At 65.4% G+C, this 16,717-nt stretch carries 14 protein-coding genes; 1 reads left to right on the forward strand and 13 read right to left on the reverse strand.

What is annotated here, in order from left to right:
* Window positions 1-4 precede the first annotated feature (4 nt).
* From GYK42_RS06375 to araD, 13 genes are all read right to left on the reverse strand, one after another.
* The gene (locus GYK42_RS06375; protein WP_166446788.1) at window positions 5-766 is read right to left on the reverse strand and encodes a TSUP family transporter; all 762 of its coding nucleotides are present in this window, start codon (window positions 764-766) and stop codon (window positions 5-7) included.
* A 5-nt stretch (window positions 767-771) separates the two neighbouring features.
* Window positions 772-2,793 (reverse strand): alpha-glucosidase, encoded by a 2,022-nt coding sequence (locus GYK42_RS06380; RefSeq protein WP_166446789.1) that lies wholly within the window; start codon window positions 2,791-2,793, stop codon window positions 772-774.
* Between the two features lie 81 nt (window positions 2,794-2,874).
* Complete coding sequence (locus tag GYK42_RS06385) at window positions 2,875-4,266, reverse strand: porin (protein ID WP_166446790.1); 1,392 nt, start codon at window positions 4,264-4,266, stop codon at window positions 2,875-2,877.
* Between the two features lie 65 nt (window positions 4,267-4,331).
* A complete protein-coding gene (locus GYK42_RS06390) occupies window positions 4,332-5,786 on the reverse strand; it encodes an NAD-dependent succinate-semialdehyde dehydrogenase (protein ID WP_166446791.1) in 1,455 nt (484 codons plus the stop codon).
* Window positions 5,787-5,815: 29 nt separating this feature from the next.
* Window positions 5,816-6,604 (reverse strand): SDR family NAD(P)-dependent oxidoreductase, encoded by a 789-nt coding sequence (locus GYK42_RS06395; protein ID WP_166446792.1) that lies wholly within the window; start codon window positions 6,602-6,604, stop codon window positions 5,816-5,818.
* Between the two features lie 28 nt (window positions 6,605-6,632).
* Complete coding sequence (locus GYK42_RS06400; protein ID WP_166446793.1) at window positions 6,633-7,541, reverse strand: SMP-30/gluconolactonase/LRE family protein; 909 nt, start codon at window positions 7,539-7,541, stop codon at window positions 6,633-6,635.
* Window positions 7,534-8,436, reverse strand: a complete 903-nt coding sequence (locus tag GYK42_RS06405) for an aldose 1-epimerase (protein ID WP_166446794.1) — start codon at window positions 8,434-8,436, stop codon at window positions 7,534-7,536. Before GYK42_RS06405 ends, GYK42_RS06400 begins: the two co-directional genes overlap by 8 nt.
* Window positions 8,437-8,444: 8 nt before the next feature.
* A complete protein-coding gene (locus GYK42_RS06410) occupies window positions 8,445-9,275 on the reverse strand; it encodes a carbohydrate ABC transporter permease (protein WP_034755232.1) in 831 nt (276 codons plus the stop codon).
* Entirely contained in the window at window positions 9,272-10,186 is a 915-nt protein-coding gene (locus GYK42_RS06415; RefSeq protein ID WP_139089627.1) for a carbohydrate ABC transporter permease, read from the reverse strand. The genes GYK42_RS06410 and GYK42_RS06415 overlap by 4 nt, the downstream gene beginning before the upstream one ends.
* A 76-nt stretch (window positions 10,187-10,262) precedes the next feature.
* Entirely contained in the window at window positions 10,263-11,525 is a 1,263-nt protein-coding gene (locus tag GYK42_RS06420; RefSeq protein WP_166446795.1) for an ABC transporter substrate-binding protein, read from the reverse strand.
* A gap of 48 nt (window positions 11,526-11,573) precedes the next feature.
* The gene (locus GYK42_RS06425) at window positions 11,574-12,677 is read right to left on the reverse strand and encodes an ABC transporter ATP-binding protein (RefSeq protein ID WP_166446796.1); all 1,104 of its coding nucleotides are present in this window, start codon (window positions 12,675-12,677) and stop codon (window positions 11,574-11,576) included.
* Between the two features lie 75 nt (window positions 12,678-12,752).
* Window positions 12,753-13,565 (reverse strand): HpcH/HpaI aldolase family protein, encoded by an 813-nt coding sequence (locus tag GYK42_RS06430; protein WP_058049976.1) that lies wholly within the window; start codon window positions 13,563-13,565, stop codon window positions 12,753-12,755.
* Window positions 13,566-13,599: 34 nt separating this feature from the next.
* Entirely contained in the window at window positions 13,600-15,267 is a 1,668-nt protein-coding gene (araD, locus tag GYK42_RS06435; RefSeq protein WP_240943491.1) for an L-arabinonate dehydratase, read from the reverse strand.
* Window positions 15,268-15,663: 396 nt separating this feature from the next.
* Between araD and GYK42_RS06440 the strand changes: the two genes are divergently transcribed.
* Window positions 15,664-16,698, forward strand: coding sequence for a LacI family DNA-binding transcriptional regulator (locus tag GYK42_RS06440; RefSeq protein WP_166446798.1), 1,035 nt, complete (start codon window positions 15,664-15,666; stop codon window positions 16,696-16,698).
* Window positions 16,699-16,717 lie beyond the last annotated feature (19 nt).

A 16,717-nucleotide genomic window follows, 5' to 3' on the forward strand; every position in this document is an offset into this window, starting at 1 on the left:
CGCATCAGGCAAGCAGCGACAGCACGGGCGGCAGCACGAGGGCCAGGCCGGCGACCAGCAGCAGCACGAAGACGGCGCGGCGCACGTGTTCGATAGGCAAGCGCGAAGGGTGGCGGCGCGCCAGCCACGTCAGGCCCGTCACCAGCGGCAAGGCTTCCAGCGTCAGCCAGAAGGCCGTCATGCTGAACTGGCCGTGCGCCAGCACGAGGGCCAGGCGCAGCACGGCATTCGCGGCGAACAGCACGATCAGCGAGTGGCGGATCATGTCGGCCGGCCATGGCTGGCGGTACAGGTGGTAGACCATGGGCGGGCCGGCGCTGGCGAACAGGCCGCCCATCACGCCGGACACGCCGCTGAAGAACAGGAAGGCGGGCAGGCCGGATTGCTGCGCCCGCGCGCTGGCGCGCAGCACCAGCATGAAGGCGCAGACGACGATGGCGCAGCCGAGCAGGAAGCGCAGCAGGCTTACTTGCTGCGCGCTGAACCAGCCCAGCAGGGCCACGCCCGCGCCCACGCCCAGCTGGCTGACGGCCAGCGATGGGCCGAACACGGGCCAGGCCAGCCGCGGTCGCGTGCGGCCAAACGTGATGGCGGCATTCACCAGCACCAGCACGCTGACCACGTTGGCGACGTCGCCCAGGCTGGCCAGGTGCAGCACGGCCGTCAGTCCCAGCAGGATCAGGCCGAAGGCAAAGCCCGTCAGGTTCTGCGCCACGCTGGCCAGCGCCACGCAGGCCAGGAACAGCAAGTGCGACGCCATGCTCATGCCGATCAAGCCGCCAGCGACAGGAAGAAGTCCTGCTGCGCGCAACCGCGCCGCACGAAGACGGGCGGCTGGCCCAATGGCGCATCGACTTCCACGCGCTGGCCACCGTCGAACGCGGCGCCGCTCCACAGGTGAATCCAGGCGTCGCCCTGCGGCAGGTAGGCGCTCCAGCGCGCGGCACCGGCCGCATGCACGGGCGCCACCAGCAGGTCGGGGCCGAACAGGTACTGGTCCTGGATGGCGTAGGTGGCGCGGTCGTGTTCATAGTGCAGGAACAGCGGGCGCTGCAGCGGCAGGCCGCGCGCCACTGCATCTTCGGCCAGGGCGCGGATGGTGGGCGCCAGCGCCACATGCAGCCGCGTCATGCGGGCGAAGTGGCGGAACACCTCTTCATCCTGGTAGAACTGGAAGTTCTCGTCGGGGCGGTTGCCTTCGTGCGTGCGCATCATCGATGTAAACACGGCCATCTCTGCCCAACGCTGGAACAGTTCCGCCGTGCGCAGGTTGCCGAACAAGCTCGTATAGCCGCCGATGTCGCTGTGATGGTAGGCGTTGCCCAGAAGGCCAGACGACAGGGCGCCGCAGATCACCGTCTGCAAGCCGTCGTGGCGGCTGAAGTCGACCGACTGGTCGCCCGCCCACAGCAGCGGGCAGTGCGCCTGCACGCCCGTGTAGCCGGCGCGCATGAAGAAGGTGGCGTCGCCCGTCTTGCCGGCCCGCTCGATGGCGCGCGCATTGACTTCGGCCCAAAGCGTTGGCCACGCGTTGTGCATCAGGCGAGCGTCCGCGCCATTATGCAGGCGCAGGTCGATCGGCAGGTATTCGCCGAAATCGGCCATCCAGCCGGACAGGCCGAAATCGAGCATTTCCTGGCGCAGGATGCGTTCCTCGAACCACAGCGCGGCGGCCGGGTTGGTGAAGTCGACGACGCCGCAATCGAATTCGCCGAAGTCGACCAGGTAGGCGCCGCCATCCATGCTGGTCGCCAGAAAGCCCTGCTGCAGCGCTTCCTGGTACAGGGTGCCGTCGTTGCACAGGTAAGGATTGACGTAGCCGAGGAAGCGGATGTCCTGCGTGGCCAGGTCGGCGATCCAGTTTTTCAGGTCGGGGTAGCGCTGCGGCTGCCAGCGCCAGTCCCAGAACAAGCGCTTGCCGAACGAGGTCTGGCGCAAGCCGACCCAGTCTTCGCACCACAGGGCGCTGACGGGCAAGCCGTGTTCCTGCGCCTGCGCGAGGATGGCGCGCGCGTGCTCCTCGCCGCCTTTCAGGCCCAGCATGGCGCCGTTTTGCAGCCAAGTCGGAAGATGCGGCTGGCGGCCGAAGCGCTGCGAGACGACGCCGACCAGGTCGACGAAAGAGTCGGCCAGCATGAATTCCAGGCGCTCTGGCATGGCCCAGAATTGCAGCTCGTGGAAGTCGGGCTGGCGGAAATCGAAGTCCGCATACGCCGTCGTTTCCGCATGCAGACAGTAACGCTGCGAGGAGATGAAGCTCGGTTGCGGATAATTCGTGTGATAGTAGTCGCCGCCCGACTTGGACGTCACGTCCGCCTGCCACGTCAGGTGCGTCGACTTGTCTCGGCCCACGCCCGGCTCCGACGTCCACAGGGGGAAGTGGCGCCCGCGCAGGTCGAAGTACGACATCTGCTCGCCGCAGCCCCATACGTGCTCGTTCTGTTCCGCGGGAAGGCGCAGCCACAGCCGGTTCCAGCCCGGCGCCGCATAGCGCACCACCAGGTGCACGCCATGGGGCGCCGCCTGCACGGCCAGCACCAGCTGCGGTGCGTCGCCCGCATGGCGCGCGAAGCTCAGGGTGGCGGCGTCGCCATCCTGCGTGACGGCCAGCGCGCGCAGGGCATTGCGCTCCTCGACGTAATCCTCGATCTCGAAATTACCTCGGTACATTTCCATGCTTTCGCGGCCCTGGCCGACGAACACGCACGGCGCATCGGCACTGTGGCGCAGCAGCAAGCGGCCGGCGCAGCGCAGGGCGACGCTGTCATTTTCCTGGTGTAGTGTGTACTGCATGACGATCAACTCCTGTGAAAACCGGCGCCCGCATGGCGGGGCATGCGGCGGGCCGGCGGTGCATCAACAATTAAGCACTAATTAAAAGACGAGGAACATGCCGGCGGTCAGCTCGACGGGGCTGTAGCCGAAGTAGTTATTGTCCCCCCGGAACTGCAATACGCCCAGCTTGGCGTGGCTGTTGTTGGCGATGCGCGTGGCATACGCATAGAACGACAGGGTAGGCTGGAAGTTGTACAGGTAGCCCAGCGAGTAGGCCGTCGACGTCGGCTTGCCCACGCCGTCGCCCGTGTTCGCGCCGAACGCGCCTTTGGCGTTGGCGCCGTCATAGCTGATGTGCGCCAGGCTGCCTTCGATGCGGTGCTTGCCGATGTCATAGGCGCCCGACACGCCAAAGGCGTCGGCCGCATAGCCGCCCGCGTTCGACACGCGGTAGGACGTGTAGGAGCCGCCCAGGGTAAAGTCGTTCCACTTGTAGCGCGCGCCGACGATGTCCGTGACCTGGTTGCGCTTGACGAAATTGGGCGTGCCGGCCGTGCTGATGTCGTTGCTCTGCTGGTAATCCATGTGCGCATAGCCGAGGAACAGATCGCCCTTCTTGTACAGCACGTTGGCGGCCCAGCTGCGGCCATCGTTTTCCAGGTCGGTGGCGGAAGACGCCTGCTGGCCGGCCGAATACGACACCTCGGCCGAGATATTGTTCCAGGTCGGGCTGCGGTAGCGCAGGGCGTTGCCATAGAACAGGGCCGTGCCCGAGTTGTTGCCGGCCAAACTCGTCGTCTTGCTGGCGTTGCCCGTCACGGGGTCTTTCAGGTAGCGGCCCAGCGATTCGGGGCGCGTGAGCGAGAACAGGGCGCTGAAGTCGTTGGCGCCGTAGTTGTGCGCCGAGGCCAGGTCGGCCCCCAGCGAGACCCAGAACGGCGCCATGTACATGGTGCCGCCTTCGATCGAGCCCCAGGTGGTCGAGGCAAAGCCCACGGTGGAACCGCGGTTGAACAGCACGGACGAGGTGGTGTTGTTTTGCGTGCCGCCGCCCGCATTGCCGTTGAACAGGTTCAAGCCCGTCTCGACGCCGAAGATGGCCTTGTATTCATCGCTGAAGACCCAGGCGCCCGTGAGGCCCAGGCGGCTGGCCATCTCGCCCTGGTTCAAGCGGTGGTTCGTCAGCTGGCGCCCGCTGGCATCCTTGCCGCGCGAGACCGTGTAGCTGATGTCGCCACGGCCGTACAGCTTCCAGTTGAAACCAGTGGCCGCTGGCATGGACGCCGCTGTGGCTGCTGGCGCCATCGCTGCTGCTGGCGCTGGCTGGGCCGCTTTCGCTTCCATCTGCGCCACCCGGTCCTGCAACTGGGCCAGCATGGCTTTCATGTCGCTCAGTTCGTCGGCGTGTGCGTTAGCGCTAACAAGTGACGCCGAGAAAAGGGCGCCCGTGATGGCCGCGGCCAATGTGGTCTTGCGTAACGTCGTTTGCATGATCCTGTCTCCTGTGTTTTTATAGGTGTATTGTTGCTGATCCCTGCCTTGCCTACCTTAAATAATCAAATCCCTCCCATGCACAAATATTTGATATCGAGGAAGTCGTCCATGCCGTAGTGCGAGCCTTCGCGGCCCATGCCCGAATGCTTGACGCCGCCGAATGGCGCCATTTCATTGGCGATCATGCCCGTGTTGATGCCGACCATGCCCACTTCCAGTTCTTCCGCCACGCGCCAGACCCTGCCCAGGTCGCGGCTGTAGAAATAGCCGGCCAGGCCGAACTGCGTGGCGTTGGCCATGGCGACGACTTCGTCTTCGCTGCCGAAGCGGAACAGCGGCGCCAGCGGGGCGAAGGTTTCCTCTGTGGCCACCAGCATGTCGCTGTTCGCTTCCAGCACCACGCTGGGCTCGAAGAAGCTGCCGCCCAGCGCGTGGCGCTTGCCGCCGATGGCCAGCTTGCCGCCCTTGGACAGCGCGTCGGCGATATGCTGCTCGATCTTGCGCACGGCGTTTTCATCGATCAGCGGACCTTGCGTGACGCCCGCGTCCAGGCCATTGCCCAGTTTCAGCTCGGCCACCTTGGCCACCAGGCGGGCGGCGAAGTCGTCGTAGATGCTGTCCTGCACGTAGATGCGGTTGGCGCATACGCAGGTCTGGCCGCTGTTGCGGTATTTCGACATCAGCACGCCTTCGACGGCCGCGTCGATGTCGGCGTCGTCGAAGACGATGAAGGGCGCGTTGCCGCCCAATTCCAGCGACAGCTTCTTGATCGTGCCGGCCGCCTCGCGCGACAGCCAGGCGCCCACTTCCGTCGATCCCGTAAACGTGATCTTGCGTACCAGGTCGTTGTGGCACAGTTCCGTGCCGATCGCTTGCGCCGCGCCCGTGACCACATTGAAGACGCCGGGCGGCACGCCGGCGCGCAGCGCCAGTTCGCCCAGGGCCAGGGCCGACAGCGGCGTTTGCGACGCCGGTTTCAGGACCATGCTGCAGCCGGCCGCCAGGGCGGGGCCGGCCTTGCGCGTGATCATGCCATTCGGGAAATTCCACGGCGTGATGGCCGCGCACACGCCGATCGGCTGCTTGATGACGACGATGCGCTTGTCGTTCGACGGCGGCGCGATCACGTCGCCATACGCGCGCTTGCCTTCCTCGGCAAACCATTCCAGGTAGGCCGCGTTCGAGACGATCTCGCCCTTGGCTTCCGCCAGCGATTTGCCTTGCTCGCTGGTGAGGATCAGCGCCAGGTCGTCGGCGTGCTGCAAGATCAATGCATGCCAGGCGCGCAGCACCGTGGCGCGCGCCTTCACGGTCTGCTTGCGCCACAGCCGGAAGGCCGCATGCGAGGCGCTAATGGCGCGCCGCGTCTCGGCCGCGCCCATGCGAGGCACGGTGGCGATCACTGCGCCCGTGGCCGGGTTGGTGACATCGATGGTGGCGCCGTCATCGGCGTCGCACCAGGCGCCGTCGATCAGGCATTGCTGTTTCAACAGGCTTGCGTCTTGCAGGTTCAACATGAGGGTTCTCCTTGAATGGGTGATGCGGCTTAACCCGCTACAGATACTTGCGCGAGTCCGGCGTCGACGATGATGTTCTGGCCCGTGATGCCGTCCGAATCGTCGGCCGCGAGGAACAGGGCCGTGCGCGCCACGTGGCCAGCGTCGAGCCGGTATTTCAGGCATTGCAGTTCGATGAACTTGCGGTCCTCCTCCGGATCACGCCACAGGGCGGCCTGGCGGTCCGTGGCAATGGCGCCCGGGGCGATGGCGTTGACGCGGATATTCTGTTCGCCCAGCTCGCGCGCCAGGGTGCGCGACAGGCCCGCGATGCCGGCCTTGGAGGTGGTGTAGCCGACCAGGTTGGGGCGCCCGCGCATCCATGAAATGGAGCCGAGGTTGATGATGGAGCCGCCGCCGGCCGCCGCCATGCCGGGCGCCACCTGCTGGATGGCGAACACGTGGTGCTTGAGGTTCAGGGCCAGGCAGTTGTCCCAGTACTCGGGCGTCAGTTCGGCCAGCGAATGGCGGTCGTCGCGGCCCGCGTTATTGAGCAGCACGCGGATGGCGCCGAAACGCGCTTCGACGTCGGCCAGGCCGGCCTGGTAGGCGGCGATGTCGCGGATGTCGCTGTACACAAAACAGGGCGCATGGCGGCACAGCGGCGCCAGGCGCGTGGCCAGGGCAGCGCTGGCGTCGCGGTCGATATCGCAAAAAGCCACTTGCGCGCCTTGCAGGGCGAAGTGTTCGACCAGCGCGGCGCCGATGCCGGAGCCGCCGCCGGAGACGAAGACCACGCGGTCCTGCAGGCTGGGGTAGAGAGTGATGTTGGCGTTCATGCTGTCCTCGGGGGCAAATTGTGGGGTATCAATCCCGGTAAAGGGGTTCGGGGCGGCCTGCCACGTCCAGGCGCACGGCAAAGAGGCCGCCGGCCTGCGGCTGGCGCGCCAGTTCGTCGTCCGCCGCGCCTTCGCGCGCGCTGGTGATGTACAGGGTGCGCAGGTCGGCGCCGCCAAAGGCGATCATGGTGGGGCGCGTGACGGGCACGCGCACGATGCCGATGATGTCGCCCTGCGGCGAAAAGCGCAGTACCCGGCCGCCTTCGTATTGCGCGCTCCAGTAGCAGCCTTCGGCGTCGATGGCCGCGCCATCGGGGCGGCCGCCGTACACGGCTTCTTCGCCCTTGACGGGAAGGCGGGCAAACACCTGGCGCTCACCGGCCTGGCCGCTGGCCGCGTCAAACGCGAAACGGTAGATCACGTGGTTCGGCGTGTCGGACTGGAACAGGAATTTTCCATCTTCCGCGAAGGCCAGGCCGTTGCTGACCTTGACGCCGAAGCCTTGTTGCGGCCCCCAGCCCAGGCGCGTGGCGCCCCGTTGCAGGCAAAACATGGCGGCCAGTTCCGCCGTGCGCGGTTCGTACATGGCGCCGGCCCAGAAGCGCCCGGCGCTGTCGCAGCGGCCGTCGTTGAAGCGCATGTCGGTACTGTCGTACGGTGCATCGGCCAGCTTGTCGAGCAAGCCTTCCTGCGGATAGAAACGGTAGAAACCGTCGCGCAGGGCCGCCACCAGGCCGCCCTTTTCAGCCAGGGCGATGCAGCCCGGCTCGCACGGCACCCACCAGACGCGGTCGAGGCTTGTGGCCGGATCGTAGCGGTGCAAACGGCGCCCGGCGATGTCGATCCAGTACAGACACTGCTCGGCCACGCTCCACAGCGGGCATTCGCCCAGCTGGGCGCGCGCGTCGAGCACGAGTTCGGCTTGCCATTCACGCATGCTGGGCCTCCGCAGTGTCTTCCATGGCCAGGCGCATGGCGATGTGCAGGCTCTCGCCGGGCGCCAGCAAGCGCATGCCCGTGCCCTGCGCGCCGCGCGCGGCCAGCGCAAACGCGTTATTCGCGTGCGTGACGGGTTCCAGCGCAATGAAGCTGCGCTCGTCGTTGGGCGCGAAGCAGACCAGGTGGCCGCAGTTGTCGCTGGCAGACAGGTGCACGGCATAATCTCCGTAATCGAGGCTGGCGCGGCCCGTCCAGCCGCTGTAGCAATTGTCCGCCTGCCAGCCGGCCACCGGCTGCGGCGTGGCGAATGGCGATGCTTGCGCCACGGGCGCCAGGCCGGCCGGCAAGCGGTCGTCGCCCATGCTCCACACGCCATCCCACTGCGTCTGCAGGCGCAGGCCAGGGGCCAGCGGGAAGTAGGGGTGAAAACCCAGGCCGGCGGGCATGGTGCGCGTGTCGTTATTGCGCACCGATAAAGTCAGGCGCAGGCCGGCTTCGTCGAGCAGCACGGTTTGCTGGACGGTGCAGGCGAACGGCCAGTCCGCGTCGCCGCCATGCACGAGCAACAGTTCGGCGCTGTCGCTTGTTCGCGCCGCCACCTGCCAGGCGCGCTGCCAGCCGAAGCCGTGGATGCTGTGCGGCTCGGGCGGGAAGTTGGCGCGCAGCGCATGCGTGTGGCCATCGGCCTGCAGCATGGCGTTGCCGATGCGGTTCGAATACGGCGCCAGCGGATAGCACGCCATCTGCCGCACGTTGGCACTGGCACAGCTGGGCGCGGCGCGCAGGATGTCGCGCCCGCGCCAGCGGAGCGCCGCCAGCGCGCCACCCGTGGCCGGGTGGACGTCGGCGCGGCAGTCGCCGTGCGCGAGGGTGAAGGGAGACTGGTGGCCCATTTTCAACCTCAGCCTTTCAAGCCGCCCGAGGTCAGGCCGCTGACGACCTTTTCCTGGAAGATCACGATCAGCACGACGATGGGCACGATGGCCACCACCAGCGCCGCCGAAATGATCGGCCACGGGAAGGCGAACTCGCCCTGGTACAGCTGGATGCCGACGGGCAGGGTGCGGTAAGCCACGGCCGAATTCATCGATAGCGCCAGCAGGAACTCGTCCCAGGAATTGACGAAGGCGAGGATGGCGGCTGTCGCCACGCCAGGCGCGGCCAGCGGCAGCACGATGCGCCACAGGGCGCTCAGGCGGGTGCAGCCGTCGAGCATGGCCGCATTCTCGATATCGCGCGGGATATCCTGGAAAAAGCTCACCATCATCAGGGTGCAAATCGGCAGGTTCAGCACCGTGTACGGCAGCACGAGGGCCCAGTAGGAGTTCAGCAAGCCCAGGCTGCGCATGATCTCGAACAGCGGCACCATCAGGGTCACCAGCGGGAACATCGACACGCCGATGATGGCCGTCAGGATCAGGCCGCGGAAACGCAGGCGCAGGCGGGCGATCGCATACGCGGCCAGCGCGCTGATGAACAGGCTGAGCAGGGTCGACAGGCCGGCCACGATCAGGCTGTTGGTCAGGAACGTCAGCAGCGGCTGGTCCTGGAAGGCGGAGATGAAATTGCCGATGGTCGGTTCGTGTGGCCAGTAGGTGATCGGCTTTTGCGTCAGTTCGCTCTCGGTCTTCAGCGAGGTGAAAAGAATCCAGAGGGCGGGGAAGACGCCGTTGAGGATGACGATCGCGGCGGCGAACCAACGCAGGCGCTTCGATGAAAACAGGCCGCTCATTCTTTGTCTCCTCTTACATATTTCAGATATACGAACGTGGTGGCCATCGACAGCAGGAACATGAACACCGCCAGGGTTGAGCCGTAGCCCACGTCCAGGTAGTCCACCGTATTGGACTGGATGTACATGGCCAGGGTCTTGGTTTCATCGCCAGGGCCGGGCATGTTGTAGGGAATATCGAAGGACTGGATGGCCGTCAGGGTACGGAAGATCAGCGCCACCAGCATCGATGGCACCAAGAGCGGCAGGGTCACTTCCGTAAATTGCTTCCACTTGCTGGCGCCGTCCACTTCGGCCGCTTCATACAGCGAGGCGGGGATGGTCTGCAGGCCGGCCAGCAAAATCAGTGCCATGAACGACGAGGTTTTCCAGATGGTCGTGATGCAGATGGCGGCCATCGTCAGCGCGGGCGAATTGAACCAGATTTGCGGTTCCCAGCCCAGGCCGGGGATCAGCAGGTCGATGCGGCGGATGATGTCGTTCACCAGGCCGTACTCGCTGTGGAAGAACCAGGCGAAGATCAGGCCGACGAAGGCCAGCGGCAGTGCCCACGGCAGCAGCAGCGCCAGGCGCACGGGCCAGCGGTATTTGAACGGCATGTTGGCCAGCATGGCCAGGCCCAGGCCCGCCACCAGCGCGCCCGGCACGGTGACGACGGTGATGATGATGGTATTTTTCAGCGACTTCCAGAACAGGCTGTCTTCCAGCGCCATCTTATAGTTGTCCAGGCCCACGAAACTGGGCAGGCTGCCGCCGGACAGGCGGATGTCGAAAAAACTGTTGTAGATCAGTTTGCTGACCGGGTAGGCCACGATCAGCAGTAAAAACAGAATCGCCGGCGTCAGCAGGACCCAGGCCAGCGTCGTTTCGCTGGGGTCCGTGATGCGGCTTTTCAGGGTGCGTTGCCTCATGATTTCCTCGTCTGTTGCGGTGTGCGTATGCGTGTGCCGCCCGGGCCGCCGTCGTGGCGGCACGGGCGCATGCCGGTTAGCGCAGGATGCGCTTGACCCGGTTCTCGATCTCGGCCACGCCGGCCGCCGGCGTCTTCACGCCCGCCATCACGGCATTCGTGTTGACGCGCACGGCTTCGGACACTTCGCTGTAGCGCGGCGTGACGGGGCGCGAACGGGCGCTTTGCACGACTGGCAGGGCGTCGGCGAACCAGCCATTGACGGCCAGCACTTCCTTGTCCTGGTAGACGGATGGGTAGACGGGCAGGTTGGAGGCCTTGATGGCCAGCTGCTTCGACACTTCCGGACTCGACAACCAACGCACCAGCTTGGCCGACGCTTCCTTGTTCTTCGAGAACGAGGACACTGCCCACTGCCAGCCGCCGATGCACGAGGCCGGTTTGCCGCCCGCCATGGCCGGCAGGCTGACGACGCCGACTTTATCCTTCACGCTGCTGTCGGCGCCATCCTGGAAGTGGTTCCAGGCATAGCCCCAGTTGACGGCAAACAAGACGTTGCCGGCCTGGAATTCCTTGCGCGTATCGTCGGTGGCCACTTCGGCAATGTTTTTCTTGGCCACGCCCTGGTCGACCAGCTTGCGCCACATGGCCAGACCCGCTTCCGCCTTGGGCTTGTCCAGGGTCAGCTTGCCGTTGGTGACCAGTTCGCCGCCCTGGCTCCAGTACGGCAGCAAGAAGGTGCAGACGGCGCCTTCGATGGCCTTGCCCTGGAAGCTGATGCCTTGCAATTCCGGATTCTTTTCGCCGGCCTGGATGGTGCGCGCCACGGTGGCCAGCTCATCCCAGGTTTTCGGCGCCGCCAGCTTGTACTTGGCCAGCAAATCCTTGCGGTAGTAGAGGAACATGGCGTCGGCAAAGGCGGGCAGGGCCACGACCTTGTTGTCGACCATATTCGCCTGCTTGTAGGCGGGCAGGTACTGGCCCATGATCTTGTCGCGGTCGGCGCCCAGGTATTTGTCCAGGCTTTCGATCCAGCCGGCCGACGCGTACTGGGCCGGACGGATGATGTCGATCAGGAACACGTCCAGGGTGGTGTCGCCGGCCGACAGCACCGTGTTCAGGTATTTTTGCTGCAATTCCGAGGTGGCGCCGCCCGTTTCCAGGTCGATCTTGACGCCGGGATTGGCGGCCATGAACTTGGCGAACAGTTCGCGCATGACTTCGGGGCGCTCCTGGCCGCCGACGAAAACCTTGACCGTCTGCGCGTGCGCCGCAATGGCAAGACCGTTGGCAAGGACGAAGGTAGCGCCGAGCGCCAGGACGAGGGATTTGATACGCATGATGCTTGTCTCCTGTTTTTTGGAATGGGTGTGCCGCTTGTGCGCGGCTTATCGGGATGGCAGAACCGCGCCGCCCTGCGGATCGAACAGATGGAATTTCTCCATGTCCAGCTGTACCGTGACTTGCTGCCCTGGCGCCAGCGCAAACGTGGGCGGCAGGCGCGCCGTCAATTCGCCGCCTTCGCACTGGAAGATGACGAGGGTTTCCGCGCCCAGCGGCTCGACCACAACGACTGTCGCGGCCAGTGCGGCGCTGGCGTTGCCCACCGCTGCCAGGGTGATGTCTTCCGGGCGGATGCCGAATTCCACGGCGCGGCCCTCAAACTTGCCGCAGGCTGCCTGGCGTTCGAGCGGCAGGGTCAGGCGGGCCGCGCCCAGCACAATCTCGGCCTGGCCGGCTTCATTGCGCGCCACCTTGGCGCCAAGGAAATTCATCGGCGGCGAACCCGTGAACCCCGCGACGAATTTCGACACAGGTTCGTTGTAGATCTGGTCCGGCGTGCCAACCTGCATGATGTTGCCGCCGGACAGCACGACGATGCGTTCGGCCAGGGTCATCGCTTCGACCTGGTCATGCGTGACGTAAATGGTGGTGGCGCCGATGCGCTGGTGCAGTTTCTTGATTTCCGTGCGCATTTCCGAGCGCAGCAGGGCGTCCAGGTTCGACAGCGGTTCATCGAACAGGAACAGTTTGGCCTGGCGCACGATGGCGCGGCCCATGGCCACGCGCTGGCGCTGGCCGCCGGACAGGGCGCGCGGCTTGCGGTCGAGCAAGTGGTCGATTTTCAGGATGGCGGCGGCGGCGCGCACGCGCTGTTCGATTTCCGCCTTCGGGAACTTGCGCAGCTTCAAGCCAAAGCCCAGGTTGTCGAACACGGACTTGTGCGGATACAGCGCATAATCCTGGAACACCATGGCGATGTCGCGCTCGCGCGGCGGCAAATCGTTGACGACCTGCCCCTCGATGGAGATGGTGCCGCCCGTGATGGACTCGAGCCCCGCGACCATGCGCATCAGGGTGGATTTTCCACACCCCGAAGGGCCCACGAAGACGACGAACTCGCCTTGCTTGATTTCCAGGTCGATGCCATGAATGACTTCGACGCCGTTGTCGTACTTCTTGACGACCTTTTCCAGTTTTACACCTGACATGCTTGTCTCCAAAAGATGCGAATGACGCGTCTGAGCGCGCTACGTGCGTTGCAACAGTGCGTTGCAATTGAATAATTAGTAGGCGCCCGTGTCGAGGGCTTTCGCCAGCGACGGTTTCAGGGCCGTGATAAAGGCGTTGGCCTGGCGCATCATCATGCCCATGTCCGAGGCGATAGCCACGTAGTCATAGCCGTAACTAATGAAAGTGTGCACCATTTCCGGCGAAGGGCCGACAATGCCGATGGGTTTGCCGATGGCGCGGGCGCGGCGGGCCGCGTCGGCAATCGCCGCCTGCACGTCGGGGTGGCCGATATTGCCGATCTGGCCCATGGCTGCCGACAGGTCTCCGGGACCCACGAACAGCGCATCGACGCCCTCGACGGCGGCGATCTCTTCGAGTTGGGCCAGGGCGGCCGGCGTTTCCAGCTGGATGATCGAGAAGACGGCGCCGTTGGCGCGGGTGGCGTAGTCGGGCACGGTGCCATAGCGGCTGGCGCGATGCATGGCGGCAAAACCGCGCGTGCCGGGAACGGCCTGGCCCGGCTGCGGATAGCGGGTGGCGGCCACGGCGCTGCGCGCTTCTGCCGCATTTTCCACGAACGGGAACATCAGGGTCTGCGCGCCGATGTCGAGCGCGCGCTTGATTTGCACCAGGTCGTTCCAGGCCAGGCGCACGACGGGGCAGGCCGGCGTGCCGCCCACTGCCTGCAGGATCTGGTAGGCGTCCTGGTAGTCGATGGGCACGTGTTCCATGTCCAGCACCAGCCAGTCGAAGCCGGCGCAGCCCATGGCTTCTGCCGTCACGGGCGTGCCGGCCATCAGCCAGCTGCCCAGCGGTACTGCTTTGTCCGCCAGCAAGGCGCGGAAGGGGTTGTCCAGGATATCCATATTTGTGCTCTCTATATATGTAGGGAAGGCGGCGTCAGAAGATCGGCGGCTCGGGCGTGGCCGCGTTGCCCAGCAAGAAGTCGAGGTCGCAGCCCTGGTCGGCCTGCGTCACGTGCTCCATGTACAGCTTGGTGTAGCCGCGCGCATATTTTTGCGCCGGCGCCTGCCACTCGGCGCGGCGGCGCGCCAGTTCCTCGTCCGCCACGTCCATGTTCAGGGTGCGCGCGGCGATGTCCAGTTCGATCATGTCGCCGTTGCGCACCAAAGCCAAGGGGCCGCCCACGGCCGCTTCCGGCGTCACGTGCAGCACGCAGGTGCCGTAGTGGGTGCCGCTCATGCGCGCGTCTGAGATGCGCACCATGTCGCGGATGCCCTGCTGCAGCAGCTTTTTCGGCACGGGCAAATTGCCCCATTCCGGCATGCCGGGCGCGCCGATGGGGCCGCCGTTGCGCAGGATCAGCACCGTGTTTTCATCGATGTCCAGGTCGGGCGCATGGATTTGCGCCAGCATCTCGGCGTTCGAATCGAACACGAGGGCGCGGCCCCGATGCTTGGCGAACTTCGGATTGGCGGCCGACGGTTTGATGACGGCGCCGCCAGGACACAGGTTGCCGCGCAACACGGCCAGCGCCGCGCCGTCGGCCACCGGCTGCGACACCTTGCGGATGACGCTGTCGTCCAGGCAGACGGCGTCGGCGATGTTCTCGCCCAGGCTGCGGCCCGTGACCGTCAAGGCCGTCAAGTCCAGCTGCGGCGCGATTTCCTTGAGCAGGGCCGGCATGCCGCCCGCATAGAAGAAATCTTCCATCAGCTTGTCGCCGGACGGGAACAGGTTGGCGATGACCGGCACTTTTTGCGCCATCGCATCCATTTCATCGAGCGACAGGGCCAGGCCGGCGCGCCCGGCGATGGCGACCAGGTGGATGGCCGCGTTGGTCGAGCCGCCGAGCGCCATGTAGGCCGCCACGCCGTTCGACAGCGCGGCGCGGGTGAAGAAGCGCGACGGCTTCAAGTCTTCCCACACCATGCCGACGATGCGCTCGCCGCATTGCGAGGCCATGCGCACGTGGTTGGCATCCATGGCGGGAATGCTGGTGGCACCGGGCAAGGTAAAGCCCATCGCTTCGACGATGGACGTCATGGTCGAGGCCGTGCCCATGGTGTTGCAGGTGCCGGGCGAGCGCGTCATCTTCGCTTCCAGCTTGATCCACTCGGGCTTGGCGATGTCGCCGGCCACGTAGTCGTCCCAGAATTTCTTGGTGTGCGTGCCCGCGCCCACGCTCTGGCCGCGGTAGCGGTCGTTCAGCATGGGGCCGGCAGGGCAGAAGATGGCGGGGATGTCCATGCTGATGGCACCCATCAGCATGCCGGGCGTGGTCTTGTCGCAGCCACCGAGCAGCACGGCGCCGTCGATCGGCAGCGAGCGCAGCAGTTCTTCCGTTTCCATGGCAAGGAAGTTGCGGTAGATCATGGTAGTGGGCTTGACCATCACTTCGCCCAGCGACAGGGCGGGCAGCTCGACGGGGAAGCCGCCCGCCAGCAGGATGCCGCGCTTGACGGCTTCTGCCCGTTCGCGCAGGTGCGAGTGGCATGGCGACAGGTCGCTCCAGGTATTGATGATGGCGATGACGGGGCGGTCGAGGAATTCCTCGCGGCGCAAGCCCATCTGCTGCAGGCGCTGGCGGTGGGCGAACGAGCGCATGTCGTCTGGGGCCAGCCAGCGCTGGCTGCGCAGGGATTCCAGCGTGCGGCGGGAGGTAGCGGAGCTCAATGTGTGTCCTTTTTGGTTGCCTGGCGCGCTGCGTATGGCGTTCCAGTGCTGCTGTCTCGGGTCTTGCCTGAGGCCTTTGTTAGCGCTAACATTGCAAGTACAGCGAAATATAATTTGAATCGCACGGGGCTGTCAACAGATTTAATGCAGGGGGCAGGCGCGTAGCCCTTACACTATCGGCATGATTTCATTGACGCCAATTTCCAGTGGGGAATTTCTGCGGCCCGGCCGAAGAGCCGTGGCGCAGCCGCGTTACGCTGGCGTCCCCTGTGCGGCCGGCCATGGCATCATGCGTGGTGATCACCGATTTTTGAGAAGGCAGTACCCATGAACGACCCAGTACGCAAGCGGCGAGGCCTCGGCCGCAGCACCGTGTTCGATGTGGCCAAATTGGCACAGACCTCGGCCATTTCCGTGTCGCGCTATTTCAAGGAACCGGACCGCGTGTCGCAGGAAACGCGCGACCGTATCAAGAACGCCATCGACCAGCTCGGCTACATCCGCAACGAGGCGGCCGGCGGCCTGGCCTCGACCCAGGGCCGCATCGTGGGCGCCATCGTGCCCAGCGTGTCGAACTCCATCTTTGCGGAAACCATCCAGGGCTTGTCGACCACTTTGTCGCAGCACAATTATCAGTTGCTGCTGGCCACCCACGATTACTCGATCGAGACGGAAGAGAAGGTCGTGCGAGCCTTTCTCGGCTGGTCGCCGCGCGCGCTCGTGCTGACGGGCGCCGACCACAGCGCCGCCACGGAAACCTTGCTGGCGGGCTTGCAGATTCCCGTCATCGAAACGTGGGATATCCGCCCCGAGCGGCCATATCCGCAGATCGGCTTTTCGCATATCGCCACGGGGCGCGACATGACCTTGTATCTGCACGGGCAAGGCTACCGGCGCATCGTCTACGTCGACAGCGGCATCGGCAGCGATTTCCGCGCGCGCAAGCGGGCCCAGGGGTATGAGGAAACCATGCGGCAGCTGGGTTTGCGTGCGGAAATCGTGCAAGCGTCGGTGACGGCGCCGCTCGATGCGGGCGGGCAAGTGTTCAGCGAGCAAATGGCGCGCGCCGAGCGGCCCGACGCCCTGTTTTTTGCCAACGACAACATGGCTGCCGGCGCCATCTACGAGGCGGCGCGCCTGGGCATCCGTATACCAGAGCAATGCGCGGTGGCGGGCTTCGGCGACTTCCCGTTCTCGGAAAAACTCATGCCGGCGCTGACGACGATACGCGTGCCGCGCTATGACATCGGCCGCCTGGCCGCGCAAGCCATCCTGCAGCGCCTGGGCGAAGTGGACGAGGGCGCCGCGCCACCGGCCTTGGCGCCGCTGGCCTACGAGTTGATCGCGCGAGCCAGCGCCTGATAGGCACTGTGAAATGCAG

Source organism: Janthinobacterium lividum, from assembly GCF_011601275.1.
Lineage (GTDB): Bacteria > Pseudomonadota > Gammaproteobacteria > Burkholderiales > Burkholderiaceae_D > Janthinobacterium > Janthinobacterium lividum_E.